The sequence below is a fragment of the Aureimonas sp. N4 genome, from assembly GCF_001463925.1.
GTDB lineage: Bacteria > Pseudomonadota > Alphaproteobacteria > Rhizobiales > Rhizobiaceae > Aureimonas > Aureimonas ureilytica_A.
Window position 1 is genome coordinate 17,850 of record NZ_BBWS01000031.1, and the last position, 26,504, is coordinate 44,353.

The window sequence follows — 26,504 nt, forward strand, 5'->3', positions numbered from 1 at the left end:
GCGGGCCTTTCTCGTCCGTGGCTTCGAAGATAGTCTGATACGCTTCGCTCAAGCCCATCCGGCAGAACCGAACCGGCTTCAGCCGGCCGTCTCTGCTTCTTCCTCGTCCAGCGGACAGGGCATACCCTCGCGCTCGCATTTGCGCTTGTAGGCGATGGCCCAAAAGGCGGGGTTCTTGTGTTCGGAGCGCAGCCGCTCCATCAGTCCGTCGAAGAAAGCCTTCTTGGCCTCGGCGCTGCCCGAGCGCGGAAAGGAATCCTTCTCCGCCTTGGTCATCATGCAGCCGACGCAGCGCCCCGCGCGCTTGTATTTGCACACATCGACACAGGGGCTCGGAGCATCGGCCCAGACCTCAGAAACGCTCATCACCACCGCCTCAAACGAACAACATAGCGTGCAGCTAGGCAGCCACGCGCGGCTTGTCGAGAGCTTCCGTGCCCGGCGCGGCGTCCAGCTTGTCGAGCGGGCACGGCCGATCCTTCTTGTCGCAGCGGCGGCGATACATGCGCGACCAGTAGCCGAGCCGGCCGGACGCTTCCAGCCGTGCCACGAGCAGCGTGAGGAAGCCCTTCTTCTCGGCCTTGCCGCCGAGCTTCTTGAAGCGCTTCTTTTCCGGCTTGGTCATGCCGCAGCCGATGCAATGGCCATTGTCGCGAAACTTGCAGACGGAGATGCAGGGCGACGGGGCCTTCGCCCAGGTCTTGGTCTTGGCCACGGCCATCCTTTCCGAATTGCGATCACGGACGCTCGTGCCTCGCGCGGCGAGGCGAAGTCTGAATTCAGTTCTTGTCTTCGGGCAGCGGCGGCAGGGGGATGGCGGTGATCCCCTCCTCCATCAGCGCGCGCACGTCGCCGCCCGAGGCCTCGCCATAGATCTGGCGTTCCTCGGCCTCGCCGTAATGAATGCGGCGCGCCTCCTCGGCGAACTCGTTGCCGACATAATCGGCCTTGGCGCGAACCTCGCGGGCAAGCTCCTGCAAGCGCGCCATGGCCTCGGCGACTTCACTCGGCACACCCACAGCCGCCGCGCCCTCGCTCGGGCGCGACAGGGCGCGCTCGGAGGTCGAGACCGCCGGGCGCATCAGCGCCTTCGACACATCCTTCGCGCCGCAGACGGGGCATTCCAGAAACCCGCGCGCGGCCTGGGCTTCGAAATCGGCGCCGGATCGAAACCAGCCGTCGAACCCGTGCCCGGCCGGCTCGCAGCGCAGGGAATAGTGGATCATGCGAGAGCGAAGTCCCCGCGCGGGGCCGGCGCGTCGAAACGGCGGCGGTTCTTCAGATTGGGAATCTTGGCGCGAATGGCCGCGACCTCGCCCGTGGCGATTTCGGCGAGCGCAATGCCCGGCTCGTCGCCCGCGACCTCGGCGAGCACCCGGCCCCACGGGTCGATCGCGATCGAATGCCCATAGGTCTCGCGCCCGTCCTCATGCAGCCCGCCCTGCGCAGCGGCCAGCATGAAGCAATTGTTCTCGATGGCGCGCGCGCGCAGGAGAATGTGCCAATGCGCCTCGCCCGTCTGGCGCGTGAAGGCGGCCGGGGCGGTCAGGATTTCGGCGCCCGCCAGCGCCTCGGCGCGGAAAAGCTCGGGAAAGCGCATGTCGTAGCAGACTGCAAAGCCGAGCTTGGCCGCTCCGCCATTCACCGCGATCTCGGCCAGTCCCGCCCGCGCGCCGGGAACATAGGTCGCCGATTCGCGCCAGCTTTCGCCCTTGTCGAGATCGACGTCGAACATGTGGATCTTGTCATAGGTCTCGATTGTCTCGCCATCCGGCCCGATCAGGAAGGCGCGGTTGGCGGCCATGCCATCCGGAGCCTCGATCGCCGTCGAGCCGAGATGCAGCGTGATGCGATGACGGCGCGCAAGAGCCCGCGCGGCAGCCACCACCGGATCGGCCTCGGCCGGCTTCAGATGCTGGCGAAAGACTTGGCGGTCGCGGCAGAGAATGCCGGTCATCTCGGGCGTCTGTACGTAATGCGCGCCCTTTGCCACGGCCTCGGTCACAAGGCGCTCCATCGCCTCGGCATTGCGCGCGGGATCGACGCCGGAGCGCATCTGGACGAGCGCGGCCTTGAAGACGGTCATCGCGAAGCCCTCTCAGGCGGCCAGAAGCGGGTCGAGCTTGCCGGCCCGATCCAGCGCATAAAGATCGTCGCAGCCGCCGACATGCGTCTCGCCGATGAAAATCTGCGGGAAGGTCGAGCGGCCGGGCGCGCGCTCCATCATCTCCTGGCGGAAGGCGGGATTTACGGTCGCGTCCTTCTCGTCGAAGCTCACGCCCTTGGACGAGAGAAGCTGCTTGGCGCGCGAGCAATAGCCGCAGAGCTGCCGTGTGTAGATCGTGACGGGGGGCATGAAGGCTCCTTGGCAAGTCGAGGCAAGACGGTCGGATCAGCCATCCCATATGCGGTCAACCGCGCCCGGCCGCAACCCTTGCGAAGACGAGCACATCGACCTCCCGTGCGCCGCCGCGCTTCAGCGCGCGCACGGCCGCCGAGACGGTCGCGCCCGTGGTGAAGACATCGTCCACCAGAAGCACGCGCTTGCCCTTGATGTCGGGTAGATGGGCGGCCGGCACCTCGAACGCGCCGCGCACATTGGCCTGCCGCTCGGTCGGCCCGAGCCCGACCTGCGAGCGCGTGCGCTTGACGCGGCGCAGCGCCATGGGGGCGAAAGCCGGCTGCCCGCTCGACAGGAGCCGCGCGAGTTCGGCCGACTGGTTGAACCGGCGGCGAAACAGACGCGTGCGATGAAGCGGCACGGGCACGATGAGGTCGGCGTCTGCCAGAAGCTCGGCCCCTGCCCGGCGCATCCATCCGGCCATCAAAGGCACGAGGTCCGTCCGGTCGCCATATTTGAGACGTGAAACCAGTTTGGCCGCCAGGTCCTCGTAAAGAACGGCGGCCCGCAGGCGCGCGAAGACGGGCGGATCGGCAATCGCCTCGGCCGACAGGAAACCCTTGCCGAGATCATAGGAGAAAGGCAGGCCCAGCGCCTCGCAATAAGGCCTCTCGATGAAATGCAGGCTGCGCCAGCAGGACGAGCAAAGGGCTGCCGCCTCGCCCACCGCCACGGCGCAGCCCGCGCAGACGGGCGGATAGAGGAAGCGCGTCAGCGAACGCGACACCAGCGTCCAACCTCGCAAGATCGGCGTCATCGGCTCCATCCCTCCCCGTCCACGGGCCGCGAGCGGCCCGCCCGTTGTCATGGGCAAGCGGGCGCCGCGAATTTCGTTCGCCTTCTTGCCAAGACTTCACGATATAGGCCTGACGGCCACTCGCAAGACCCGCCGCGCCATCCCGCGGCGCTTGCCGGAGACCGTCCCGCCTTTCGCCTGCCGAGACCTTGCCTTTCGAGAGCCCGCCATGACCGAAGCCCCTGCCCCGTTCGACCGCGCCCTTCTCGGCCAGCGCCGCCTGCGTGCCCATGCCAAGGCCGAGCCCGGAGCGGACTTCCTGCTTCAGAATGTCGCCGAGGATCTGGTGGATCGTCTGTCGCTGGTGCAGCGCCGGTTCGCGGTGGGCGTCGATCTTGCCGGCTATTCGGGTCAGCTCGCGAGCCGGCTCGCCGCCGGGGGCCAAGTGGATCGCATTCTGCGCATCGAGCGCGACGAGAAGCTGCTCGGACATGGCAGTGAGGTCGTCGTGGCGGACGAGGAGATGCTGCCGCTGGCGGACGAGAGCGTCGATCTCGTAATCTCGGCCCTGTCGCTGCATCTCACCAACGACACACCGGGAGCCTTCGTGCAGGTGCGCCGCGCGCTCAAGCCGGACGGATTGTTCCTGGCCGCGCTTCTGGGCGGGGACACGCTGAACGAGCTGCGGGCCAGCTTGCTGGCGGCTGAGGCCGAGCTTTCGGGCGGCGCCTCGCCGCGCGTCGCGCCCTTCGCCGACATGCGCGACATCGGCTCGCTGCTTCAGCGCACCGGCTTCGCGCTACCGGTGATCGATCTCGACCGGCTGACGGTTCGCTACGACACGATCTTCCATCTCATGCGCGATCTGCGCGCCATGGGCATGACCAACATGCTGGACGCGCGCTCGCGCCGCCCGGCCACACGCAGGCTGTTTCTGCGCGCGGGCGAAATCTACGCCGAGCGCTTCGCCGACCCGGACGGGCGCCTGCGCGCCACGTTCGACATCGTCTATGTCTCGGGCTGGCGTCCGCATGACAGCCAGCAGAAGCCGCTCAAGCCCGGCAGCGCGAAGATGAGCCTCGCCGAAGCCCTAAAGCCCAAGCCCGACGCCTGAGCCCCCGTCAGACCGGCTCAGTTCGTCAGTGCGGCGCTGACCTTGGTGGAAACGCCGGACATCATGTCGGAGACGGACACGCCCGCCGCCTGGAACCCGCCGATGGCCGCCACCGCGATCAGCGAGGCCAGAAGCGCATATTCGATCGCCGTCGCGCCGGAGCGATCCGTCAGAGCGCGCCTGACGGTGAGGCTCAGGCTGGCGGAAAGGGCGTTCAACATGCGCCCCTCTGCGATCCATCGGGAAAACGCAGGCAGGGATTCAGATAGGAAGGCGAGGACGGCGCGCCCATGGCGAAGCTGAAGCTCGACGGCGCGACCGAACCGGTGATCGACATGTCGATGCCATCGCCGCTCAGGCTGCGCTCGAACCGAGGCGACAGGCCGACCACGATCGCCAAGGCCAGCGGGCCGACGAGAAGCATCGCGCGCAGCAGTGCGGCACCCGCTCCCGAGCGGCGCGTACGGCGTTTGGAACGGGACTTCGACATGCAAGCCTCCTGGCGCGAGGGGACCGAACTTCGTGCCCCAATTTCGCCCGGAAGTGGTAAAGCCCGTTTTAAGGCATATCCTTAACGCAGCGGAATCTGGTCGCGGCTCATAGAAGATCGACCAGAAACGGAATCAGCGGCAAATCCGCCGGCGGCATGGGATAGGCGCGCAGGTCCGCCGCGCGAACCCATTTGATCTGTTGCCCCTCCAGACCGCGCGCAATGCCCTCGAAACGGCGGCAGACATAGAGCGGCATCAGAAGGTGGAAGTCTTCATAGGTGTGGCTGGCGAAGGTCAGCGGCGCGAGGCAATCGGCCTTGGTCTCGACGCCGATTTCCTCACGCAACTCGCGGATCAGGGTTTCCTCGGGCGTCTCCCCCGCTTCCACCTTGCCGCCCGGGAACTCCCACAGGCCCGCAAGGCTCTTCCCCGCCGGCCGCTCGGTCAGGAGAATGCGATTGTCGGCATCGATCAGCGCGCAGGCCGCGACGAGAAGAAGACGAGGCGTGGGCATGAGAGAGGCTCCGGCGAAGGAATGGAAAGGGGTCAGACCGCGACGCCTGGCGGCGCGCGGTAGACATAGCGATAGGCCTCGCGAAAGCCGAGCTTGCGGTACAGCGAAAGGCCGGCCTCGTTGTCGGCCTCGACCTGCAACCAGCCGGTGCGCGCGCCGCGATGCATCGTGTGGCGCAGGGCGGTGGTGACGAGATCGCGCGCCATGCCGCGCCGGCGGGCGGCGGGAACCACGGCCACATCCAGAATGCCGGCGAGATCGTTGTCCGTGATGGCGAGGGCGACGGCCAGCGGCACGCCCGCTTCGTCCTCGCGGATGAAGAACGCGGCGGGCGGGCGGATCGAGTTCAGAACCTCCTCCAAGCCCGGCCGCAGGGAAGCCGGGCGCTCATGCACGATGAGCGAGGCTTCGAGATAGCGCTGGCCGTCATGGATCGGGATGCGATCGACGCCGGGGTCGAGATCGATCGCGGCGAGATCGGCGATATAGACGACGCTTTCCCCGAAGCGCGACCAGCCAGCCTCATCCAGATGCGCCACCAGCTTGGGCGAGCACAGCGGCGACTGGCGAAACAGGAGAGGCCTGCCGACTTCGGCAAAGCGCATGCGCGCGGCCTCGATCCGCTCGTCCAGCCGGTTGTCGTCGGACCGGTCGAGCGGATTGACCGAGTTCAGGCGCTTGGCCGGAAAGCTCGTCGTCAGCCGCACGGCCCATGTGCCGTCGAAAAAGGTCGATGTCGCCGGCCAGGCGCGAAAGCCCGCCGCCTCGAGGCGGCGGACCACGGCCAGGCTTACCGGCGCGTCAGCTCCGGTAGTCGCCATTGATCGCGACATAGTCCTTGGTGAGATCGCAGCTATAAACGGTCCAGCGCCCGGTCCCGAGACCCAGCTCGACGCGAATGGCGATCTCGTCCTTCTTCATTTCGGCCGAAGCTTCGGCCTCGCTATAGGCCGGGTCGCGCTCGCCTTCGACAGCGACGCGCACATCGCCGAAGAAGATCGCGAGCCGGTCGCGCTCGGCCGGCTCGCCCGCCTTGCCGACCGCCATCACGACACGGCCCCAATTGGCGTCCTCACCGGCCACCGCCGTCTTCACTAGGGGCGAATTGGCGATGGACAGCGCGATGCGCTTGGCGGAGGCGTCACTCACCGCGCCTGACACCGTGACCTGAATCTCCTTGCGCGCGCCCTCGCCGTCCCGCGCGACCTGCCGCGCGAGGTCGAGCAGCATGGCGTTCAGCGCCTCGCGGAAGAGCTGAAGGCGCGGATCGGCAGCATCCGTCACCTCGGCGTTGCCGGCCTTGCCGGTCGCAAACAGAAGCAGCGTGTCGGAGGTGGACGTGTCGGAATCCACCGTCACCGAGTTGAAGCTCGGGGCGACGGCGTCCGCCAGCAGCGCCTGGAGCGCGGCGGGCGCGATCTTGGCGTCGGTCGCGAGGAAGGACAGCATGGTGGCCATATCGGGCGCGATCATGCCCGCGCCCTTGGCGATCCCGTTCAGCGTCACCGTGGCGTCGCCGAGCTGGACCGTCCGTGTCGCGACCTTGGGATAGGTATCTGTGGTCATGATCGCGTTGGCGGCCTCGCGCCACAGCGCGCCGCTGACACCCGCGATCAGCGCCGGAATCTGCCGGGTGATCTTGCCCGCGTCCAGCGGCTCGCCGATCACGCCGGTCGAGGCGAGGAACACTTCCTCAGGCTGGCAGCCCAGCGCCTCGGCCATGGCCTTGGCGGTGGCCTCGCAGGTGGCGACGCCCTTCTTGCCGGTAAAGGCATTGGCATTGCCGGAATTGACCACCAGCGCGCGCGCCGTGCCGGCCTTCAGGGCGAGGCGGCAATGATCCACCGGCGCGGAGGGGCACTTGGAGGTCGTGAACACGCCGGCGACGCTGGTGCCCTCATTGAAGCGCATGAGCAGCACGTCGGTTCGGTTGCGATACTTGATGCCCGCTTCGGCGGTCGCAATGGCGACGCCCTCGATCGCGGGCATGTCGGGATAGGTGCTGGGCGCAAGCGGCGAAACGGCGGTGGCCATGACTGTTCCCTCTTGGGAGGTTGGGGCGAACGCGCGCTTCCTGCCCGATGCGCCCCTGCGCCGCAAGGGCCGGCGAGCGAACGGGCGCATGTTGCGAAACGAAAACGCCCGCGAGGGATCGCGGGCGTCTGCAACGGGCTGTCAGGAGCGCACGATATGCGCCCCTGAAATATCAGTTGGCGGGCTTGGCGGCGGCGTCGGGCGTGGCCTGATCGGCCTCGTCGGCGGCCTCTTCCGGGTCGGCGGCAGCGGCGCCCGACATGGCCTTTTCCATGGCCTCGACCTGCGCCTTCAGGGCGGGGTCCTCATAGGTGACCTTCTCGGCCTCGCGGGCGGCCTGCACCATGGCGATATACTTCTCGCGCATGACGATCTGGCGCACCTGATCCTTCACCTGGTCGAAGGCCGGCGGCTGCTGCTTGCGCTTTTCCAGAACCTTGATCACGTGCCAGCCGAACTGGGTCTGCACCGGCTCCTTGGTGTAGGTGCCCGGCTCCAGCTTGAAGGCGGCCTCTTCAAACGGCGGCACCATCTGACCGGGGCCGAAGAAGCCGAGATCGCCGCCCTGCGGGCCGGTCGGGCCGGTGGACTTCTCGGCGGCGACCGCGTCGAAATCCTTTCCGGCGTCGAGTTCCTTGATCGCAGCCTCGGCCTCTTCCTTGGTGGGAACGAGGATATGCTTGGCGTGGATTTCCTCCACCGGCTTCATGGCCGCGACCTCGGCGTCATAGCGCGCCTTCAGCTCGGCATCGGTGATGGCGGCCACGCCTTCTTTCTCGAAATAAGCGTTATGCAGCGCGCGCTCGCGCAGGAAGGCGATGCGACGGGCGACATCGGGCTGGTCCTGCAGCTTGGCGGCTTCCGCCTTTTCGGCCAGCGCCTTGATGTCGATCAATGCCGACAGCACGGCGAGGCGCTGCTGCTCGGGCGGCAGCTGGCCGAACTGGCTGGCGAGATCGGCGGAAGCCGCCTGGAGATCGGCCTCGGTGATCACCTGCGAGCCGACCTTGGCCAGCACCGTCTCGGGCGGCAGGGGCTTGGCGGGCGCCGGCGCGGCCTCGGCGCTAGCGGGCGCGGCCGGCGCGGGCGTGTCCTGCGCCAAGGCGGGAACGGCGACGAGGGCCGTCATCAGGGCGAGGCTGGAGGCGGCGAGCCGGAGGCGGGTCAGGTCGAGCATGAGGCGAAGGAGCCTTTCAGGGAAAGCGGCCCGGGGCGAAGACGAATCGCCCAAGACGGCACAGGTCTCTTGCATACCGCAAAGAAGCGGCTTTGCGGTGTTTTGAGGGCCGCGCGGCACGGAGGTCGCGGCGTTGACATCGATCAGGCCCCCTCTTATCTCTCGCACAATTTAGAAGTCCAGCTGCCTTCATGCCGCCCTGGTGGTGCGGGTGACGGGGCCGATCTCGGCTTTAAGCATCGGACGACGGGCGCGCCGCGCCCGATAGAGAGTTTCCTGGAAGGACGTTACGGATGGTGAGTTTCGCTGGCCTTGCCCGCAAGCTTCTGGGGTCGGCCAACAGCCGCCGGGTCCGCAAGTTCGACCCCACGGTGCGCGCCATCTCGGCGCTCGAACCCGAACTGTCGGCCCTGTCGGACGATCAGCTGCGCGCCCGCACGGACCAGTTCCGCGACGAGATCGCCAAGGGCAAGACGATCGACGATCTTCTGGTGCCGGCCTTCGCCACCGTTCGCGAGGCGGCCAAGCGCGCGCTCGGCCTGCGGCCCTTCGACGTGCAGCTGATCGGCGGCATGGTGCTGGCCGGCGGCTCGATCGCCGAAATGCGCACGGGCGAAGGTAAGACGCTGGTCGGTACGCTGCCCGTCTATCTCGCCGCGCTGGAAGGCAAGGGCGTCCACGTCGTCACGGTGAACGACTATCTCGCACGGCGCGACGCGGCCACGATGGGCCGGGTCTACAATTTCCTGGGCCTTACGGTCGGCGTCATCATGCACGGCATGTCGGACGATGAACGCCGCGACGCCTATAATTGCGACATCACCTACGCGACGAACAACGAACTCGGCTTCGACTATCTTCGCGACAACATGAAATACGAGCGCTCGCAGATGGTGCAGCGCGGGCATCATTTCGCGATCATCGACGAGGTGGACTCGATCCTGATCGACGAGGCGCGCACGCCGCTCATCATCTCCGGCCCGCTGGACGACCGCTCCGATCTTTACCGCACGATCGACAGCTTCATCCCCCAGCTGACGGCCGAAGATTACGAGGTGGACGAGAAGCAGCGTCAGGTCTCCTTCACGGAAGACGGCACCGAGAAGCTGGAGCGCCTTCTGGAGGCGGCCGGCCATCTCGTCGGCGACTCGCTCTACGACATCGAGAACGTCACCATCGTTCACCACGTGAACAACGCGCTGAAGGCCCACAAGCTCTTCCAGCGCGATAAGGACTATATCGTCCGGGGCGACGAGATCGTCATCATCGACGAATTCACCGGCCGCATGATGCCGGGGCGCCGCTTTTCGGAAGGCCTGCATCAGGCGCTGGAAGCCAAGGAGGGCGTCACGGTCCAGCCCGAGAACCAGACGCTCGCCTCGATCACCTTCCAGAACTATTTCCGCATGTACAAGCGCCTCGCCGGCATGACCGGTACGGCGGTGACCGAAGCGGCCGAGTTCGCCGATATCTACAATCTCGACGTTCTGGAGATTCCGACCAACCTGCCGGTCAAACGGTTGGACGAGGATGACGAGGTCTATCGCACGAACGAGGAGAAGTTCCGCGCGATCGCCAAGGAAATCCGCGCGGCCGCCGAGCGCCGCCAGCCGATCCTGGTGGGAACGACCTCGATCGAGAAGTCCGAAATGCTGGCCGAGCGCCTGCGTCAGGACGGGCTGAAGAACTTCCAGGTTCTCAACGCGCGCTATCACGAGCAGGAAGCCTATATCGTCGCGCAGGCCGGCGTTCCCGGCGCGGTGACGATCGCGACCAACATGGCCGGTCGCGGCACCGACATTCAGCTCGGCGGCAATCTGGACATGCGCATCGAGCACGAGCTGGCCGATATGCCGGAAGGTCCCGAGCGCGAGGCCGCGATCGCCGCGATCCGCGAGGACATCCAGCGTCTCAAGCAGGAAGCACTGGCGGCCGGCGGCCTCTACGTGCTCGCCACCGAGCGCCACGAGTCGCGCCGCATCGACAACCAGCTGCGTGGCCGTTCCGGCCGTCAGGGCGACCCCGGCCAGTCGAAATTCTACCTGTCGCTTCAGGACGACCTGATGCGCATCTTCGGCTCCGAGCGCATGGACGCGATGCTGACGCGTCTCGGCCTCAAGGAAGACGAGGCCATCGTCCACCCGTGGATCAACAAGGCGCTGGAAAAGGCGCAGAAGAAGGTCGAAGCGCGTAACTTCGACATCCGCAAGAACCTTCTGAAATACGACGACGTGATGAATGACCAGCGCAAGGTCATTTTCGAGCAGCGCATCGAGCTCATGGACGCCGAGTCGCTGGACGAGACCGTCACCGACATGCGCCACGAGATGATCGAGGATCTCGTCGCCAAGCGGATGCCCGAGCGCGCCTATCCCGAACAGTGGGAAACCGCCGAGCTGACCGAGGAAATCCGCGAGTTCCTCAATCTCGACCTGCCGATCGCCGCCTGGGCGGAAGAGGAAGGCATCGACGATGCGGACGTGCGCACGCGCATTCTGGAAGCGTCCGACAAGGCTTTCGCCGAGAAGGAGCAGCGCTTCGGCCCCGACATCATGCGCTATATCGAGCGCTCGATCGTGCTTCAGACGATCGACGCCCTCTGGCGCGAGCATCTGGTCAATCTGGACCATCTGCGTTCGGCCGTCGGCTTCCGTGGCTATGCGCAGCGCGACCCGCTGAACGAGTATAAGTCGGAAGCCTTCGAACTTTTCCAGTCGATGCTGACGCACCTGCGCGAGCGCACCACGCAGCAGCTTATGCGCGTCGAGATCGTGCGCCCCGAGGAAACCGCCCCGCTCGATATGCCGCCGATGCAGGCCCATCATATCGATCCGCTGACGGGCGAGGACGAGTTCGGCCAGGGCGCCGAGCGCCTGACGGCCGACTTCACACCCGCATCCGAGGCCCCGCTCCAGATCGACCCGAACGATCCGAGCACCTGGACCTCGATCAGCCGCAACGCCCCCTGCCCCTGCGGCTCGGGCAAGAAGTACAAGCACTGCCACGGTGCCTACGAGCAGATCGCCTGAGGCAGACAGCGGACACGAAAAAGGCCGGCGGAGACGCCGGCCTTTTTCGTGTATGGGCTATGGCCGCCATCGACCCAAAGGCCTGGGGGTTCGCATCCGGACCCGCTTGCCAGGGTCCTTACAGGCAACTCCAACGCTTTTCCATCTGCCGAGCCGTTAGCTCGCGAGACAGGCCATTGGAAGGAGCACCAGAATGCTGGAAACGGAACGCCTCCTTTTACGCCCTCCCATGGCTGAGGACCTTCCGGCCTGGAGCAGCTTCTTATCGGACCCAGAGACGACGAGGTTCATCGGTGGCCCGCAGGATGCGACAGCCGCTTGGCGCAATCTCTGCCTTTTTGCCGGTGCTTGGTCGATCCAAGGTTTCAGCAACTTCTCGATCTTGGAAAAGAAGACAGGTCAGTGGATCGGGCGCGCCGGCGCGTGGATGCCGCCCAACTGGCCCGGCCGCGAGATTGGATGGGCTCTCAGCCGAACCTTTTGGGGAAAAGGCTATGCCTCCGAAGCGGCAACCCGGTGCTTGGAATGGGCATTTATCGACCTCGACTGGGCAGAAGCCATCCATGTCATTCACAGGGAGAACGTTGCGTCGATCGCCGTAGCCAAAAGACTAGGCGCACAACTCCAGCTCTCCTTGAGCAGCGATACGGACGTCTATCCCACGACGCGAGATGTCTGGAGAAAGCGTTTGAAACGAACTCGCTAAACCCTACTGGTCTCGCGAAGCGTCGCTCGTGTTCAACACCCGCTTCTGCAACAGGTTCTTGAACATCGAGGTCTTGGCGTTCAGCGGCTTGCCGTCGCGGTCATAGCCCTCGCGGCGGTGTTGTTCGGCGGCATAGGCTTCGGCGGAGATCGGAGAGCCGGTCTTGTAGACGAGGCTCGGTGTCGTCGCGAACTCTTCGGGCGCCATGGTGGAGGCGATCTTCTGTTCGAGCTCGTCGTCGGCCTTGCGCTTGGCGACGAGGTCGGCGGGCTCGGCGACGGCCGGGCATGTGCCGTCGGGATCGAGCACGCGGCCGTCGCTCAGCGTCGCGTCGAAGACATAGCGCTTCTCGCAGGTGGCGACCGCCACCGGCTTCTTGGTCAGCTCGAAGCGGTCCGTGCCCTCTTTCAGCATCTTCCAGAAGGCGTAATGCTCGGAATTCTTGTGCCGCGCCATGTTCTTGGGCGTCATGCGGAAAGGCAGCGCCTGAAACTGGATGGCCTTCTGCCCGCCCTGGAAGGCGTGGCGGGCGAGCGCGTAAAGCTCTTCCATCTGCCAATTGTCCATGGCGTAGCAGCCGGACGAATTGCAGGAGCCGTGCACCATCAGATTCTGGCCGGTGGAGCCGTTGGCGCGGTCATAGGCGTTGGGATAGCCCATGTCGAAGGCGAGGTGATAGTTAGACTTCGGGTTCAGATGGCCGGGCGTGACGGAATAGAAACCCTCGGGCGCCTGCCGGTCGCCTTCTTTCCGCTTGGGGCCGAGTTTGCCGGACCAGGCGCAGATCGGGTAGGTCTTGAGCAGCGCGAAACTGCCGTCGCTCTTCTGCTTCCAGACCTCGAGTTCGGATTCTTCCTTGTAAATCCGCACCATGATGGCGGAATTCTCGCCCATCTGGTTGGTGCGGATGAGCTTGACGAGGCTGGGCGGCAGCGGCGCGTCCGCGCCCATCAGATCGCCGAAGTCGGCGCCGCCCGTGCAGCCCGACAACGCCAGAAGCGAGCCGGCCAGGAAAGCAGCAGCAGCAAGGCGTCGTGCGGACATGTTCCGTCTCATCCCCTCGACCGGCCTCGTCCCTCTTCGGCTCGCCGGCAAACCGATGCATGGATCGGCACCGGAGCGCCGAAGCGAGGCAGCGCCGACTGGATCCACGCCGTCTCGTATCACCTCTTGTCGAGCCGGGACGGTTTCCAATCCCTTAACGCCCGATCAAAAATGCATGTTATTCCCGGTGTCGAACTGACCTTCGCCCCGCCTTTGACGATGGCACGGCATAGCGACGGATGGCCGGAACAAACCATCCGTCTCGCCTTCCCTACAGGAAAACGCACTCGAAAAACAGTCACACCTCGCCCGGCGGCTCGCGGAGCTTGGCGAGCCGACCAAACAAGACGGGAGATCAGACCTTGAGGTCGCGGCCGATGGCGAGGAACTTCTCGCGCCGATCACGCCGCAGCGCCGCTCCGTCGAGCTGTGACAGCTCGGTCAAGGCGGCCTCGACACGATCGGCCGCCATCTCAATGGCAGCGTCCTTATCGCGATGCGCGCCGCCGAGCGGCTCGGGCACGATCTCGTCGATCACGCCGAAACCCTTGAGGTCCTGCGCGGTGATCTTCATCGCCTGGGCGACATCCTTGGCGCGCGCGGCGTCGCGCCAGAGAATCGATGCGCCCGCTTCCGGCGAGATGACGCTGTAGATCGCGTGTTCCAGCATGAGCACGCGATTGGCGGCGGCGATGGCGATCGCCCCGCCCGAGCCGCCCTCGCCGATCACGAGCGAGACGAGAGGCACTTCGAGCTTGAGGCAAGTCTCCGTCGAGCGGGCGATGGCCTCGGCCTGGCCGCGCTCTTCCGCGCCGATGCCGGGATAGGCGCCGGCCGTGTCCACCAGCGTCAGGACGGGAATGCCGAAGCGCTCGGCCATGTCCATGATGCGCACGGCCTTGCGATAGCCCTCGGGCCGCGCCATGCCGAAATTATGCTTGAGACGGGTCTGGGTGTCGGAGCCCTTTTCCTGCCCGATCACGGCGACCGAACGGCCCCGAAAGCGGCCGAAGCCGGCGATCACCGCAAAGTCCTCGGCGAAATAGCGATCGCCCGCCAGCGGCGTAAAATCGGTGATGAGGCGGGAGATATAGTCCACGCAATGGGGCCGGTCCGGGTGACGGGCGACCTGCGTCTTCTGCCAGGGCGTCAGCTTGCGATAGAGATCGACCAGCGCGTCGGAGGAGCGCTTTTCCAGCCGCTGAATGTCCTCCGAAACGTCGAGACTATCCTCGCCCGAGCCGATCTTCTTCAGTTCGAGGATCTGGCTGTCGAGATCGGCGACGGGTTTTTCGAAGTCGAGATAATTGTGCATTCAGCAGCGGCCCGAAGCCGTCCTCGTGGCAGGGCCAGCGGCGCGCGGGCCTGGTTTCGTCGAAGCGCCGGCGATCGGCCGGACGGCGCCGCCATCCCTCCGGGGGTGTTCGCGTCGGCCGGCAAACTGGCGATCCGACCTCATTGTGTCAAGGCCTATGGGGCGGCGCACCCTATTCCTCGGCCGCCAAGGCCGAGAGCGGATGAAGATCGGTGACGAGCCGCAAGAGCCGCTCTTCCAGAACATGGGTGTAGATCTGCGTCGTGCCGATATCGGCATGGCCGAGCAGTTCCTGCACGGCGCGAAGGTCCGCGCCGTTCTGCAGGAGATGGCTGGCGAAGGCATGGCGCAGGACATGGGGCGACACGCGATCGGGCGAGATGCCGGCGCGGGCGGCGAGCGCCTTCAAATCCCGCGCGAAGCCCTGGCGCGTCAGGTGCCCGCTTTCCGACAGGGCCGGAAACAGCCAGGGGCTTTCATAAGCGCCGTCCCGCTCGGCGCTGGGCGAGGCTTTGAGCGCGCTGGCGAAGCGCTGAAGCGCGTCCCGCGCGCGTTCGCCCACCGGCACCATGCGCTCCTTGTTGCCTTTGCCGCGCACCACGATCAACCGCTGGCGCGAGCGCAGAACCGAGCGCGGCAGGGAGACGAGTTCCGACACGCGCAGGCCGGTGGCGTAGAGAAGCTCCACCAAGGCGTGCATCCGCAGCGCCCGCGTCAGCGCCGGGCTGGAGAGATCGGGCGCGGCGGCCTCCGCCTCCGCCCGGTCGATCAGCGCATCCACTTCGGCTTCCGAGAGGATCTTCGGCAGGCTGCGCGCCCGGCGCGCGCCCTCGATCGGCGAGGTCGGATCATCGGGCCGGATCGCTTCGGCATAAAGAAACTTGAAGAACTGGCGCAGCGCGCTGGTGCGCCGTTGCAGGCTGGAGGGCGCAAAGCCTTCCTCGTCCAGATGCTCGATATAGCGGCGGATCGATTCGGTTGATGCCGCGCACAAGGCGACCCGCTCGCCCGCCATAAATTCGCGCGCATGGTCGAGATCGCGCCGGTAGGCCTGGAGCGTGTTGTCGGCCGCGCCGCGCTCCACCGCCATCATTTCCAGAAAGCTCTCGATCCGGGCACCGTCCATGCCGCTCATCGCAGCCCCTCCACGGCAGGAGCGGACGAAGCCGGCGCGGGCGGGGTCACCGGCGCGCGCCGTTCCTGAAGCGCGGGAATCGGCACGTCGATCGTCACCGGCACGATCTCGGGGCGCACGAAGGTGACGAGCGCCCACATGACCGCGAAGACCGCGCCCGCCAGGAGAGCGAGAACGATGAGAAGGCGTGTGAGTGTCGGCATGAACAGGCGTGGCTTTCCCTTCGGAGCGCGCGCTCCGTCTCGTCCCCGTGGGGCAATCTAGTGACACCCGGCGCGAAGCGACAGGTCTTTTCCCGAAGGCAGTGCCTGCGTCTCCGGCCGCCTGTCGTTTCGAACCATCCGGTTCGCTTGACGGCTTGGGGGTTTTCTGGTCTCAGACCATCGCTTTACAAGCATTTTTGAAGCTTTCGTTCCATGACCGGTGCCGACCACGAGCCTCTGAAGCATGACGCCGTCGCCCGGTTGCGCGGTCGCTCGATCGTGCTCGTTGGTCTGATGGGCGCGGGCAAGACCCATGTGGGCAAGCGCCTCGCCGCGCTTCTCGACCTGCCCTTCGTCGATACCGACCAGGAAATCGAAGAGGCGGCGCGTATGACGGTCGCCGAACTCTTCGCCGCCTATGGCGAGCCGGAGTTCCGCGCGCTGGAAGCGCGCGTGGTGGCGCGACTGATCGATGGCCCGCAGCACGTGATCGCGACCGGCGGCGGCGCCTTCATCAACGAGGAAACGCGGCGCATCCTGAAGGAGCGTTCGGTCACGATCTGGCTGAAGGCCGATCTCGACACGCTGATGGAGCGCGTCTCCAAGCGCCCGACGCGCCCACTCCTGAAGACGGCCGACCCGCGCGCCACGATGAAGAACCTGATGGACGCGCGCTATCCGATCTATCGCACGGCCGATATCCACATCCATTCGCGCAATGCCAAGCGGGACACGATCGCACGCGAGATCGTGCAATCGCTCGCCGGGCGCTCCAGCCATCGGAAAGCCGCGTCATGACCGACGAGACCCCTTCGCGCCGCACCGTTCGCGTCGAGCTGGGGCCGCGCTCCTATGACATTCTGATCGGCTCCGGACTGCTGGCCGAGGCGGGCCGCGAGATCGCGGCGCTGATGCCCAAGGCCCGGCTCCTGATCGTGGCGGACGAGCGGGTGGACGATCTCCACAGCAGCGCTCTTCGCGCCTCGCTGGATCGGGCTGGCGTCGGCCACGCGACCATGCGCTTGCCCTCAGGCGAGCCGACCAAGAGCTTTCCCCATTTCGAAGCGGTGGTGGACCGCATTCTGGAAGAGCGACTGGAGCGGGGCGATGCGGTGCTCGCCTTCGGCGGCGGCGTGATCGGCGATCTCGCGGGCTTCGCGGCGGGCGTCGCGCGGCGCGGCATGCGCTTCGTGCAGGTGCCGACATCGCTTCTGGCGCAGGTCGATTCCTCCGTCGGCGGCAAGACGGGCATCAACTCCCCGCGCGGCAAGAATCTCGTCGGCGTCTTCCACCAGCCGGCGCTGGTTCTGGCTGACACGGATGTTCTGGAAACCCTCTCAGCCCGTGAGTTTGCCGCCGGCTATGCCGAGGTCGTCAAATATGGGCTGATCGACCGGCCGGACTTCTTCCACTGGCTGGAAGCCAAGCGGGGCGCGATTTTCGCGGGCGGGCCGGAGCGCGCCGAGGCGATCGCCGCGAGTTGCCAGGCCAAGGCCGAGGTCGTGGCGGGCGACGAGCGCGAGGACGGCAACCGCGCGCTTCTCAATCTCGGCCACACGTTCGGCCACGCGCTGGAATCGGTGGCGCGCTATGACGCCGAGCGGCTGGTGCATGGCGAAGCCGTGTCGATCGGCATGGCGCTCGCCCATCGCTATTCCGTCCGTCAGGGCCTATGCCCGGGGCAGGATGCCGAGCGCGCCGTGGCGCACCTACGCGCGGCCGGTCTGCCGACGCGCATTCAAGAGATCCCGGGCTCCGGTTTCACGCTGGACGCGCTGATGAGCAAGATCGCGCAGGACAAGAAGGTCGTACGCGGCGCGCTGACCTTCATCCTGACACGTGGCATCGGCCACTCCTTCGTCGCCAACAATGTGGACCCGTCCGAGATCACGCGCTTTCTGGAAGCCGAACTCGCGGCTTAAGCGAACTCGCGGCCTGAGCGGGCGCACGGCGCAAAGCCGCTCCTCAATCGTCAGCGAAGCGGAGCGCCGCCATGCGTTTCACGGCGGAAGGGCCGCTTGGCCAGCCAGATGCGTCGCCAGCTCTGCGGAACCACGAGGCTGGCAAGCGCAAGACCGAGAGCCACGCCTGCCACCACGAGGATCGCCGCCCCGCCCGAGCGCTGCGTGACGAGAGCGCCTGTGAGCGCGCCTGATAGCATTCCCGTCCAGGGCACGATCTGCGTCCACCAGCCCTTCGTGTGATGGCCGAGCAGAAAGCGCCCGAGCCCCCGGCCGAAGCGCGATAAGGCACCGGAAACATAGGTGACGCCGAGCGCCTGCCCGTCGACCTCCTCCAGCGCTGCGTTGAGCGCGCCCATGGCGAAGACCAGCGCCGGCACGCCGTGAGACGGCTCGCCGAAGAGCAGCGGCACCAGCGCGAGCAGCCCGACCAGCGCCAGAAGCCCCGGCTGGCTTCCCCGCGTCCAGCGCATGAACAACACGCCAAATGCGTTGCCGACCACAAAGGTCGCGATCACGAGCCCGAGGCGCAGGATCGCGCCCCCCTCGCCCGACGAGAGCGCGATGGCCAGTCGCGTCGTATTGCCGCTCATGAAGGACACGAAATCGCCGGCCAGGAGAAAGCCGACGACATCGGTCATGCCCGCCAGAAAGCTGAGGCTGGCGGCGAATAGAAGGCCGGTGGCGAGGCGAAGACGATTGCGACGGCGAAGCCGCGTGCGCATCGAAGGAAAGCCGCCCGGTTCAGCGGCGCGTCGGTTCGCCCGGCGCGGACGCCTCGATCGCCAGCGCATGGACGCCGCCGGCCAGTTCCTCGGCCAGTGTCGCATTCACGGCGCGGTGCCGCTCCACCCGGCTTTTGCCCGAAAAGGCCTGCGACACGATGCGCACGCGGAAATGGGTTTCGCCCGTTCCGTCGAAGCCGCCATGATGATCGCTGCCGCCATGGTGGTGGCCGGCGTGGAGGTGGCTTTCGTTCACGACCGCCAGGGTTTCCGGGCCGAAAGCCTCGCGCAGCTTCGTTTCGATACGGGCCTGAATGGTCATGATCGCGCCTCACATTTGTTCAAACGGACAAGCGATCCACCACCCGGATCGACAAGCCCGCTCCCATAGGGGACAAGGAGCCTGTTGTGGACGGGTTTTCGCGTCTGTCAATTCTTGTTCGCGCTCCTCCGGGGCCCCATAATCGGCCGTGATGACACTCGACTCCAAACTCTTCGACCAGATCCGCGTCAAACCCGCCGGCAAGAAGGCCGCGGAGAAGGTGCGTGCGCCCGAATGCATGTGGGAAGGCTGCGACCAGCCGGGCACCCACAAGGCTCCGCGCGGGCGCGACCATGAAGGTCAGTATCTGAACTTCTGCGTCGACCATGTGCGCCTCTACAACAAGTCCTACAATTACTTCTCGGGTCTCGGAGACGACGACATCCAGAAGTATCTGAAGGATTCGCTGACCGGCCACCGCCCGACCGCCCCCATGGGCACCAACAATTCGGCAGGCCCGCGCTCGGCCTCCGCGATGCCCTCCTCGCTTCCGAGCGGGCGTCCGCGCCGCGTCAACGCGCGCATCCACGACCGCTTCAACCTGTTCGAGGGCGGCGCGGCAGCGGCCAAGCCCGCCCCCGTCAAGAAGCCGCGCACGTTGGAGTCGAAGGCGCTGGACACGCTGGGCGTTCCTCAGACCGCCGATGCCGAGTCGATCCGCATCCAGTACAAGGCGCTGGTGAAGCAGTATCACCCCGATTCCAACGGCGGCGATCGCGGCTCGGAAGATCGCCTGCGCGAAGTCATTCAAGCCTACAAGCTTTTGAAGCAGTCGGGCTTCTGTTAATCCGGGACGAATCGGATCGTCCGGTCCGCTTTCGCTCCGCCTGGGCTTGTCCCGAAACGCAAGTGACGAAGATTGGTGGCGCACGGCCCTGATGCGGCCTTTCTCGCGCCGTTGGAGGTATGATGAGTGCAGCGGAACTGGAAGTGGCGAACCTCCCCGACGCCATGATCTCCGTCCGCGAGACCTTCGGTTTCGATAGCGACCTGAAGGTGCCGGCCTATAGCAAGACCGATCCGCACGTTCCCGAGATCGATCCCGACTATCTGTTCGACAAGCAGACCACGCTGGCGATCCTGGCGGGCTTCGCCAAGAACCGGCGCGTCATGGTTTCGGGCTCGCACGGCACGGGCAAGTCCACCCATATCGAGCAGGTCGCCGCACGGCTGAACTGGCCCTGCGTGCGCCTCAACCTCGACAGCCACGTGTCGCGCATCGATCTCGTCGGCAAGGACGCGATCACGGTTCGCGAGGGCAAGCAGGTCACCGAGTTCCGCGACGGCATCCTGCCCTGGGCCTATCAGAACAATGTCGCGCTCGTGTTCGACGAATACGACGCCGGCCGCCCGGACGTGATGTTCGTGATCCAGCGTGTTCTGGAATCTTCGGGCCGCCTGACGCTGCTGGATCAGGCCCGTGTCATTCGCCCGCACCCCGCCTTCCGCCTGTTTGCCACCGCCAACACGGTCGGCCTCGGCGACACCACCGGCCTGTATCACGGCACGCAGCAGATCAATCAGGCGCAGATGGACCGCTGGTCGATCGTCACCGTCCTGAACTACCTGCCGCATGACAACGAGGTCGGGATCGTTCTGGCGAAGGCCAAGCATTTCCAGACCGACAAGGGCCGCGCTCAGGTCTCCAAGATGGTGCGCGTGGCCGATCTCACGCGCTCGGCCTTCCGCAACGGCGACCTGTCCACCGTCATGAGCCCGCGCACGGTGATCACCTGGGCCGAGAACGCCGAGATCTTCGGCGATATCGGCTTCGCCTTCCGCCTGACCTTCCTCAACAAGTGCGACGATCTGGAGCGGCCGCTGGTCGCCGAGTTCTACCAGCGCGCCTTTGGCGAGGACCTGCCGGAATCGGCCTCCAACCTGGTGCTCGACTAAGACCATGGCGCGCCCCGGAGACAATTCTGCCAAGGGGCAGCGCCCCAAGACCACCGACCGCGAGCCGTTCCGCCGCGCGGTCGCGGGCTGTATGCGCGCGATTTCGGGCGATGCGCAGCTCGAAGTCACCTATGGCAATGACCGCCCCGGTCTGACGGGAGATCGGGCGCGCCTGCCCGAGCTGCCCAAGCGCGCGGGCCAAACCGAAGTGGCCGTCGTGCGTGGCCTGTCGGACGCCATGGCTCTGCGGAAGGCGCGCCACGACGCGCGCATCCATGCGACGCTCTCGCCCGACGGGCGCGGCGCGCGCGCCGTGTTCGACGCGCTGGAGCAGGCGCGCTGCGAGGCGATCGGCGCCAATGCGATGCCGGGCGTCGCGGACAATCTCGCCTCCATGCTGGAGGACAAGTATTTCCGCTCCAACCTCACCGACGTCACCGACCGCACGGAAGCCCCGCTCGAAGACGCCATCGCCCTGATGGTGCGCGAGCATCTGACCGGGCGGCCCGTCCCCCCGAGCGCGCGGGCGCTGGTGGATGTCTGGCGCGACTGGATCGAGGAAAAGGCCGGCCCGCAATTCGAGCGGCTGGGCGACACGATCGAGGATCAGCGCCTCTTCGCGCGCACGCTGCGCGACATGCTCGTGTCCATGGAGATGGCCGAGGAACTCGCCGACGAGTCGGATGATTCCGACGAGGAGTCACCCGACGAGGCCGGCGACAACCAGACGCGCGATCAGGAAGACAGCGGCGCCGAGAAGGAAGCCGGCCAGGACGAGGCCGAGCCGCAGGAAGCCGAGGGCGAGGCCGAAAGCGAGGATGCGAGCGAGGCCGAGACCTCCGAGCAGACCAGCGACGAGCCGACCGAGGACGAGGACGTCGATTCGGAAACGCCCGGCGAATCGCGCCGCCCGAACCAAGCGCTGCCGCGCGATCTCGGCGACACGGATTATCAGGTCTTCAACGAGAGCTTCGACGAGACGGTGGGCGCGGAAGAGCTGTGCGACGAAGCCGAGCTCGACCGGCTGCGCTCCTTCCTCGACAAGCAGCTCGCTTCGCTGCAAGGCGCGGTCGGACGGCTCGCCAACCGGCTTCAGCGCCGCCTCATGGCGCAGCAGAACCGCGCCTGGGATTTCGACCTCGAAGAGGGCTATCTCGACACGGCGCGTCTGACGCGCCTCGTGACGGACCCGCTCCAGCCGCTCTCCTTCAAGATGGAGCGCGACACGGATTTCCGCGACACGATCGTCACGCTCCTGATCGACAATTCCGGCTCCATGCGCGGGCGGCCGATCACCGTGGCGGCGACCTGCGCCGACATTCTCGCCCGCACGCTGGAGCGCTGCGGCGTGAAGGTCGAGGTGCTGGGCTTCACGACCCGCGCCTGGAAGGGTGGTCAGTCGCGCGAAGCCTGGCTCAAGGCCGGCAAGCCGCAGCGCCCCGGTCGCCTCAACGACCTCCGGCACATCGTCTATAAGAGCGCAGACGCGCCTTGGCGGCGGGCTCGGCGCAATCTCGGCCTGATGATGCGCGAAGGGCTCCTGAAGGAGAATATCGACGGCGAGGCGCTGATCTGGGCGCATAACCGCCTGTTGGCGCGCTCAGAGCAGCGGCGCATCCTGATGATGATTTCGGACGGCGCACCGGTGGATGATTCCACGCTTTCGGTGAACCCCGGCAATTATCTGGAGCGGCACCTGCGCGCCGTAATCGAGGAGATCGAGACACGCTCGCCGGTGGAGCTTCTGGCCATCGGCATCGGCCATGACGTGACGCGCTATTATCGCCGCGCCGTGACCATCTCGGACGCCGAGGAACTGGCGGGCGCGATGACCGAGCAGCTCGCCGCCCTCTTCGAAGACGAAGGCGCCCTGCCTTCGCGCCGCCAGCGTCGCGCCGCGGGCGCTCGTTGAGCCGCGCTCGCCGTCGCGCGGCCTGCGCCCTACTGGCGCTTCTGACGCTCGGTCCCGCCGGGGCCGAACCGAGCGAGACCCTCGTCACCAGCCAGCCGATCACGCGCTTTCGTATCGGCTCCGACGAGACGCGCTTCGGCGCGCTCGATTATATCGGCGGCTTCAGCTACCGCTCAAGCGACCGGCGGCTGGAAGGCGTCTCCTCCATCCGGCTGCGCGAGGGTGGACGGCGCTTCCTGGCCGTGACGGACACGGGCTATTGGTTTCGCGGCGCAATCCGGCGCGATGCGGACGGAAAGCCTCTCGGCATCGACAGCGCGCAGATCGCACCGATCCTCGACCGATCGGGCCGCCCGCCCGCGCGCAAGGGCGATGCCGACGCGGAAGGGCTGGCGCTGGATGGGAGCCACGCCCTCGTCTCTTTCGAGCGGGATGCGCGGATCGAGCGCTTCGACGCCGACGCGCCGGGTCGCGGCAGCCCCGTCGCCATGCCCATCCCGCGCCGCGAGCTTCGCTCGAATGGCGGCTTGGAGACCATTGCCGTCTCGCAGGCCTCCTCCCCTCTGAAGGGCGCGGCCATCATCGTAGCGGAGAATTCGATCGACGCAGAGGGCAATCTGCTGGCGGCGATTCTGGGCCTCGGGGCCAAGGGTCTCTTCAGCGTGCGCCATGACAAGGTCTGGTCGGCGACGGACGGCGCGTTCCTCGACAACGGCGATTTCCTGCTTTTGGAACGGCGCTACGAAGGCTTCGGGCGGATCGGAATGCGCATTCGCCGCATCGATGCGAACGCGATCCGACCCGGCGCGCTGGTGGACGGGCCTGTTATCATGGAAGCCGATTTCGGGAACGAGATCGACAATATGGAAGGGTTGGACGTCTGGACCAACGCGCGCGGCGAGACGATCCTTGCCGTGGTCTCGGACGACAACGGCTCGTTCTTCCAGCGCAATCTCTATCTGGAATTCCGTCTGCGCGACGATACCCCCACAGAGGCGAGCCGGACGCCCTGAGGCATCCGGCTGCATGTCGTCAGGCCGAGACGGCCTGCGTGTCCCGGTAGGGCAACACGCTGTTGATCACCACGCGGTAGGGCACGAGGCCGAAGATCGCAATCGTCAGCTTCACACCGAAATCCCCCAGCGCCCAGGAGAGCCAGCGCGGGGCCTCCACCGGCAGCAGGCCGAAGAGCGGCGCGTGTTCCAGCGAGAAGGCATCATTCGGCCCGAGGAAGACGAAGAGCGGCGCGAAGGCGACGGTGAAGAAGGTGAGCGTGTCCAGCACCGTGCCGAGAATGCCGCTGGCGAGCGGCGCCTTCCACCAGGACATGAGGCGCAGCCGATTGAAGACGAGAATGTCTAGGAGCTGCGCCATCAGGAAGGCCGTGCCGCTGGCGAGCGCGATGCGCAGGAGACGCCCCGCTTCCGTCTCGAACGGCACGAGGCCGAGCCGGTAGAGAATCGGCGGGAACAGGACGGAGCTGACAACCGCCAGACAGAAGCCGAGATACACGACCCGGCGCGCCATGGACGGACCATAGAGCCGGTTGTTCACATCGGTCACGATGAAGGCGAAGGGATAAACGAAGGCGCCCCAGGTCAGAAGATCGGCGAGCTTCAAAGGCCCGATCTCACCCTGCACGGGAAACTGAACGGAGACGTTGGAGAAGAGCACGATGATCGTCATGGCGATCACCGGCAGCACGTAGCGGCGCGAAGAGGTCACGGTTTGGTCCATTTTTTTAGGCTGGGGTATGGCACCAGCGGTCGATGGGAGCCCCCGACAAATCGGAAGCGGCGTCTCGGGACGAAACACCGCCCCAAAAAACAAGAAGCGCCACCGCGAGCGGTAGCGCTTCCCAATCGGTCCCTCAGGATCGAAGGATCAGGCGGCCTGGGCCTCGCCGGCGACCTTCTTGGCGATCTGGCGCTTCAGAAGGCGCGCGCGGGGCGACAGCTCGATCTCGGCGGCCTTCGCGAGGAAGGCGTCGAGGCCACCGCGATGCTCGACCGAGCGCAGCGCATGGGCGCTGACGCGCAGGCGGAAACGCTGGCCGAGCGCGTCGGAGATCAGCGTGACCTGGCACAGGTTCGGCAGGAAGCGGCGACGCGTCTTGTTATTCGCGTGGCTGACATTGTTACCGGACTGGACGGCCTTGCCGGTTAGTTCGCAAGCGCGCGACATGGGATCACCTTTCAAACAAATCGATACGGCCTTGCGGGGCGCGCCGCCGCCGGACGGCAGCGCGATCATCGACCCCATGGCATGATCGGAAAATCGTGGGTTCCTATAGTCTCCGCGCTCTTCTGCGTCAACCCGCCGTCATAAAGCTGTGCCGCCCCCTTGCGCCCGGTCCCCCTCGAATCCCATCCTTTGGGAACGTCTCTCGCCCTGCTCCGGCCACTCGCCCGCGGGCGCGGCTTCTGCTTCCGGCACTCCGGCCAAGGATCACCGTATGTTCGCACGCCTCGCGCTTCTCGGCCTCGCCCTGATGAGCTTTGCCCCAGCGGCTGAGGCCCAGAGCGCCCTGAAGACCGAGTACCGGATTTCGCTGATCGGCCTGCCGGTCGGCCGCGCGAGCTTCGAGACGCGCCTTTCGCCGACACGCTATTCGGTCAAAGGCCAGCTCTCCTCGGCCGGGCTTGCCGAACTCGTGTCTTCGACGCGCGGCACGAGTTCCGTATCGGGCCGCATCACCGGCAACCGGCTTTTGCCCGAGCGATACCGGCTGCAATATACGAGCGACAAGAAGTCCTGGTGGGCCGATGTGCGCTATCGCAACGGGCGCGCCGTCTCCTCCGACATCGCGCCCCCCGCGCAGACACCGCCGCCCTCCGACTTCATTCCGGTGAAGCCTTCGCAGCTCGCCAGCGTCGTCGATCCCCTGGGCGGGTTGATGATCAAGCCGGGCAGCGACCCGGCCGCCATCTGCCGCCAGCCTGTTCCCTTCTATGACGGCTGGTCGCGGCTCGACCTCGTCCTGTCGCCGGGCGACGGCGAGCAGGACTTTCAGGCTGACGGTTTCTCCGGCAAGGCCATCGCCTGCAACGCGCGCATCCGCCCGGTCTCTGGCTATCGGACCTCGTCCAACGGCATCAAGTTCCTGCAAGGGCGCACGATCCAGCTCTGGTTCGCGCCGATCGGCCAAAGCGGCATCTACGCGCCGGTCTATGTTCGCATTCCGACGCAGGTCGGCCCGCTGACGCTGACGGCGACCCGATTCGCCAAACCCTGAAAATCAAGCCTTAGAGCCTATCTAAAAACTCGGTCGGGTCGGCGCGACGGGCCTTTTCCGGCCCTATTTCGTTGCCCCTCCACCGCCGAGTTTCCAAACGGGCTCTCAGAAATCGAGCACGCCTTCGATCAGGATCGACACGTCGCCGCCGATCAGAATGTCCTGCCCACGCGGGGCGACGTGAACGCGGCCGTGGCGCGCGATGCAGCGCCCCTGTGCGGCGACATAGGGTTGGGTCAGCCGCCCCTCGGCCTTCAGCCAGCAGGCGATGGCCGCGTTGAGCGAGCCGGTGATCGGATCTTCCTTCACGCCGTGCCAGATGTCGATCATCCGCACCTCGGCATCGACCTCGGAGCCCGTCGGATACGTTCCCAGAAGACCGATCGCCCGCTCCTCGGGAAAGCTTGCCCCGCTCGCATCCGCGCGCACGACGCAGTCCGCATCGCGCAGTTCCAGGAACTCCCAGACGGGGCCGTTGGTCAGAAGCGCCGAGCGCAGAATATCGGCGGGGTCGATCCGCAGCGCGCGGGCGGCCGATTCGAGCCGGTCCGGCG

At 66.3% G+C, this 26,504-nt stretch carries 31 protein-coding genes; 10 read left to right on the forward strand and 21 right to left on the reverse strand.

Annotated features, from left to right (window positions below; all coding sequences use genetic code 11):
• Nucleotides 1–78 precede the first annotated feature (78 nt).
• Genes AUL28_RS09970 through AUL28_RS09995 form a run of 6 tightly spaced genes read right to left on the reverse strand, consistent with a single transcriptional unit; the run spans nt 79 to nt 3,158 of the window.
• Nucleotides 79–366, reverse strand: a complete 288-nt coding sequence (locus AUL28_RS09970) for a DUF1289 domain-containing protein (RefSeq protein WP_062232072.1) — start codon at nt 364–366, stop codon at nt 79–81.
• Nucleotides 367–400: 34 nt separating this feature from the next.
• A complete protein-coding gene (locus AUL28_RS09975; protein ID WP_058598656.1) occupies nt 401–721 on the reverse strand; it encodes a DUF1289 domain-containing protein in 321 nt (106 codons plus the stop codon).
• A gap of 58 nt (nt 722–779) precedes the next feature.
• On the reverse strand, nt 780–1,226 hold the full coding sequence (locus tag AUL28_RS09980) for a DUF1178 family protein (RefSeq protein ID WP_058634875.1): 447 nt from the start codon (nt 1,224–1,226) through the stop codon (nt 780–782).
• On the reverse strand, nt 1,223–2,086 hold the full coding sequence (locus tag AUL28_RS09985) for a carbon-nitrogen hydrolase family protein (RefSeq protein WP_062232074.1): 864 nt from the start codon (nt 2,084–2,086) through the stop codon (nt 1,223–1,225). The genes AUL28_RS09980 and AUL28_RS09985 overlap by 4 nt, the downstream gene beginning before the upstream one ends.
• 12 nt (nt 2,087–2,098) lie before the next feature.
• Nucleotides 2,099–2,356, reverse strand: a complete 258-nt coding sequence (grxC, locus tag AUL28_RS09990) for a glutaredoxin 3 (RefSeq protein WP_058598653.1) — start codon at nt 2,354–2,356, stop codon at nt 2,099–2,101.
• Nucleotides 2,357–2,411: 55 nt separating this feature from the next.
• Nucleotides 2,412–3,158, reverse strand: a complete 747-nt coding sequence (locus tag AUL28_RS09995) for a ComF family protein (RefSeq protein ID WP_082640381.1) — start codon at nt 3,156–3,158, stop codon at nt 2,412–2,414.
• Nucleotides 3,159–3,366: 208 nt separating this feature from the next.
• Between AUL28_RS09995 and AUL28_RS10000 the strand changes: the two genes are divergently transcribed.
• Nucleotides 3,367–4,251, forward strand: coding sequence for a methyltransferase domain-containing protein (locus AUL28_RS10000; RefSeq protein ID WP_062218119.1), 885 nt, complete (start codon nt 3,367–3,369; stop codon nt 4,249–4,251).
• Nucleotides 4,252–4,268: 17 nt separating this feature from the next.
• Here AUL28_RS10000 and AUL28_RS10005 read toward each other — a convergent pair whose 3' ends face one another.
• The 6 genes from AUL28_RS10005 to AUL28_RS10030 all read right to left on the reverse strand — a co-directional run bounded on the left by AUL28_RS10005 (nt 4,269) and on the right by AUL28_RS10030 (nt 8,467).
• Nucleotides 4,269–4,472 carry a Flp family type IVb pilin gene (locus tag AUL28_RS10005; protein ID WP_082640377.1) on the reverse strand — a complete coding sequence of 68 codons (204 nt, stop codon included), beginning with the start codon at nt 4,470–4,472 and terminating at the stop codon, nt 4,269–4,271.
• Entirely contained in the window at nt 4,466–4,741 is a 276-nt protein-coding gene (locus AUL28_RS10010; RefSeq protein WP_058634873.1) for a hypothetical protein, read from the reverse strand. Before AUL28_RS10010 ends, AUL28_RS10005 begins: the two co-directional genes overlap by 7 nt.
• 107 nt (nt 4,742–4,848) lie before the next feature.
• Nucleotides 4,849–5,256, reverse strand: a complete 408-nt coding sequence (gene mutT, locus AUL28_RS10015; protein ID WP_058598650.1) for an 8-oxo-dGTP diphosphatase MutT — start codon at nt 5,254–5,256, stop codon at nt 4,849–4,851.
• Nucleotides 5,257–5,288: 32 nt separating this feature from the next.
• A complete protein-coding gene (locus AUL28_RS10020; protein ID WP_062232076.1) occupies nt 5,289–6,077 on the reverse strand; it encodes a GNAT family N-acetyltransferase in 789 nt (262 codons plus the stop codon).
• Nucleotides 6,058–7,290, reverse strand: coding sequence for a bifunctional glutamate N-acetyltransferase/amino-acid acetyltransferase ArgJ (argJ, locus tag AUL28_RS10025; RefSeq protein ID WP_062232077.1), 1,233 nt, complete (start codon nt 7,288–7,290; stop codon nt 6,058–6,060). Before argJ ends, AUL28_RS10020 begins: the two co-directional genes overlap by 20 nt.
• A 172-nt stretch (nt 7,291–7,462) precedes the next feature.
• Nucleotides 7,463–8,467: a peptidylprolyl isomerase gene (locus tag AUL28_RS10030; RefSeq protein WP_062232079.1), complete on the reverse strand. Its 1,005-nt coding sequence runs from the start codon at nt 8,465–8,467 to the stop codon at nt 7,463–7,465.
• 293 nt (nt 8,468–8,760) lie between these two features.
• Here AUL28_RS10030 and secA point away from each other — a divergent pair, with 293 nt between their 5' ends.
• A complete protein-coding gene (secA, locus tag AUL28_RS10035) occupies nt 8,761–11,496 on the forward strand; it encodes a preprotein translocase subunit SecA (protein ID WP_062232081.1) in 2,736 nt (911 codons plus the stop codon).
• 193 nt (nt 11,497–11,689) lie between these two features.
• A complete protein-coding gene (locus tag AUL28_RS10040; protein WP_062232083.1) occupies nt 11,690–12,202 on the forward strand; it encodes a GNAT family N-acetyltransferase in 513 nt (170 codons plus the stop codon).
• A 3-nt stretch (nt 12,203–12,205) separates the two neighbouring features.
• Here the strand turns inward: AUL28_RS10040 and AUL28_RS10045 are convergent, their stop codons facing one another.
• The 4 genes from AUL28_RS10045 to AUL28_RS10060 all read right to left on the reverse strand — a co-directional run bounded on the left by AUL28_RS10045 (nt 12,206) and on the right by AUL28_RS10060 (nt 15,899).
• Nucleotides 12,206–13,246 carry a L,D-transpeptidase family protein gene (locus AUL28_RS10045; protein ID WP_062232085.1) on the reverse strand — a complete coding sequence of 347 codons (1,041 nt, stop codon included), beginning with the start codon at nt 13,244–13,246 and terminating at the stop codon, nt 12,206–12,208.
• Nucleotides 13,247–13,601: 355 nt separating this feature from the next.
• Nucleotides 13,602–14,561, reverse strand: a complete 960-nt coding sequence (locus AUL28_RS10050; protein WP_062232087.1) for an acetyl-CoA carboxylase carboxyltransferase subunit alpha — start codon at nt 14,559–14,561, stop codon at nt 13,602–13,604.
• Between the two features lie 172 nt (nt 14,562–14,733).
• Nucleotides 14,734–15,687 (reverse strand): site-specific tyrosine recombinase XerD, encoded by a 954-nt coding sequence (gene xerD / locus AUL28_RS10055; RefSeq protein ID WP_062232097.1) that lies wholly within the window; start codon nt 15,685–15,687, stop codon nt 14,734–14,736.
• A 5-nt stretch (nt 15,688–15,692) separates the two neighbouring features.
• Nucleotides 15,693–15,899, reverse strand: a complete 207-nt coding sequence (locus AUL28_RS10060; protein ID WP_062218144.1) for a hypothetical protein — start codon at nt 15,897–15,899, stop codon at nt 15,693–15,695.
• A gap of 213 nt (nt 15,900–16,112) precedes the next feature.
• Between AUL28_RS10060 and AUL28_RS10065 the strand changes: the two genes are divergently transcribed.
• Together AUL28_RS10065 and aroB are read left to right on the forward strand one after the other, a co-directional pair.
• Nucleotides 16,113–16,697, forward strand: a complete 585-nt coding sequence (locus AUL28_RS10065; RefSeq protein WP_058634863.1) for a shikimate kinase — start codon at nt 16,113–16,115, stop codon at nt 16,695–16,697.
• Nucleotides 16,694–17,821, forward strand: a complete 1,128-nt coding sequence (gene aroB / locus AUL28_RS10070; protein WP_062232089.1) for a 3-dehydroquinate synthase — start codon at nt 16,694–16,696, stop codon at nt 17,819–17,821. The genes AUL28_RS10065 and aroB overlap by 4 nt, the downstream gene beginning before the upstream one ends.
• 50 nt (nt 17,822–17,871) lie before the next feature.
• On the opposite strand, the gene AUL28_RS10075 is transcribed toward aroB, so the two are convergent.
• The gene (locus tag AUL28_RS10075) at nt 17,872–18,585 is read right to left on the reverse strand and encodes a YoaK family protein (protein ID WP_062232091.1); all 714 of its coding nucleotides are present in this window, start codon (nt 18,583–18,585) and stop codon (nt 17,872–17,874) included.
• A 19-nt stretch (nt 18,586–18,604) separates the two neighbouring features.
• Nucleotides 18,605–18,907 carry a BolA family protein gene (locus AUL28_RS10080; protein ID WP_058634860.1) on the reverse strand — a complete coding sequence of 101 codons (303 nt, stop codon included), beginning with the start codon at nt 18,905–18,907 and terminating at the stop codon, nt 18,605–18,607.
• Between the two features lie 151 nt (nt 18,908–19,058).
• On the opposite strand from AUL28_RS10080, the gene AUL28_RS10085 reads away from it, so the two are divergent.
• The 4 genes from AUL28_RS10085 to AUL28_RS10100 all read left to right on the forward strand — a co-directional run bounded on the left by AUL28_RS10085 (nt 19,059) and on the right by AUL28_RS10100 (nt 23,728).
• Nucleotides 19,059–19,694 carry a J domain-containing protein gene (locus AUL28_RS10085; protein ID WP_058634859.1) on the forward strand — a complete coding sequence of 212 codons (636 nt, stop codon included), beginning with the start codon at nt 19,059–19,061 and terminating at the stop codon, nt 19,692–19,694.
• A gap of 122 nt (nt 19,695–19,816) precedes the next feature.
• The gene (cobS, locus tag AUL28_RS10090) at nt 19,817–20,803 is read left to right on the forward strand and encodes a cobaltochelatase subunit CobS (RefSeq protein WP_058598635.1); all 987 of its coding nucleotides are present in this window, start codon (nt 19,817–19,819) and stop codon (nt 20,801–20,803) included.
• Nucleotides 20,804–20,807: 4 nt separating this feature from the next.
• Nucleotides 20,808–22,715 (forward strand): cobaltochelatase subunit CobT, encoded by a 1,908-nt coding sequence (gene cobT, locus AUL28_RS10095; protein ID WP_062218155.1) that lies wholly within the window; start codon nt 20,808–20,810, stop codon nt 22,713–22,715.
• Complete coding sequence (locus AUL28_RS10100) at nt 22,712–23,728, forward strand: esterase-like activity of phytase family protein (protein ID WP_062232093.1); 1,017 nt, start codon at nt 22,712–22,714, stop codon at nt 23,726–23,728. The genes cobT and AUL28_RS10100 overlap by 4 nt, the downstream gene beginning before the upstream one ends.
• A 19-nt stretch (nt 23,729–23,747) precedes the next feature.
• Here AUL28_RS10100 and AUL28_RS10105 read toward each other — a convergent pair whose 3' ends face one another.
• Together AUL28_RS10105 and rpmB are read right to left on the reverse strand one after the other, a co-directional pair.
• Entirely contained in the window at nt 23,748–24,440 is a 693-nt protein-coding gene (locus AUL28_RS10105) for a queuosine precursor transporter (RefSeq protein WP_058598632.1), read from the reverse strand.
• A 159-nt stretch (nt 24,441–24,599) separates the two neighbouring features.
• Nucleotides 24,600–24,899 (reverse strand): 50S ribosomal protein L28, encoded by a 300-nt coding sequence (rpmB, locus tag AUL28_RS10110; RefSeq protein ID WP_058598670.1) that lies wholly within the window; start codon nt 24,897–24,899, stop codon nt 24,600–24,602.
• A gap of 271 nt (nt 24,900–25,170) precedes the next feature.
• On the opposite strand from rpmB, the gene AUL28_RS10115 reads away from it, so the two are divergent.
• Nucleotides 25,171–25,950 carry a DUF3108 domain-containing protein gene (locus tag AUL28_RS10115; protein ID WP_062232095.1) on the forward strand — a complete coding sequence of 260 codons (780 nt, stop codon included), beginning with the start codon at nt 25,171–25,173 and terminating at the stop codon, nt 25,948–25,950.
• A 105-nt stretch (nt 25,951–26,055) separates the two neighbouring features.
• On the opposite strand, the gene AUL28_RS10120 is transcribed toward AUL28_RS10115, so the two are convergent.
• Nucleotides 26,056–26,504 (reverse strand): PhzF family phenazine biosynthesis protein (locus tag AUL28_RS10120; protein ID WP_192843432.1); only part of this gene is annotated, 449 nt, incomplete at its 5' end.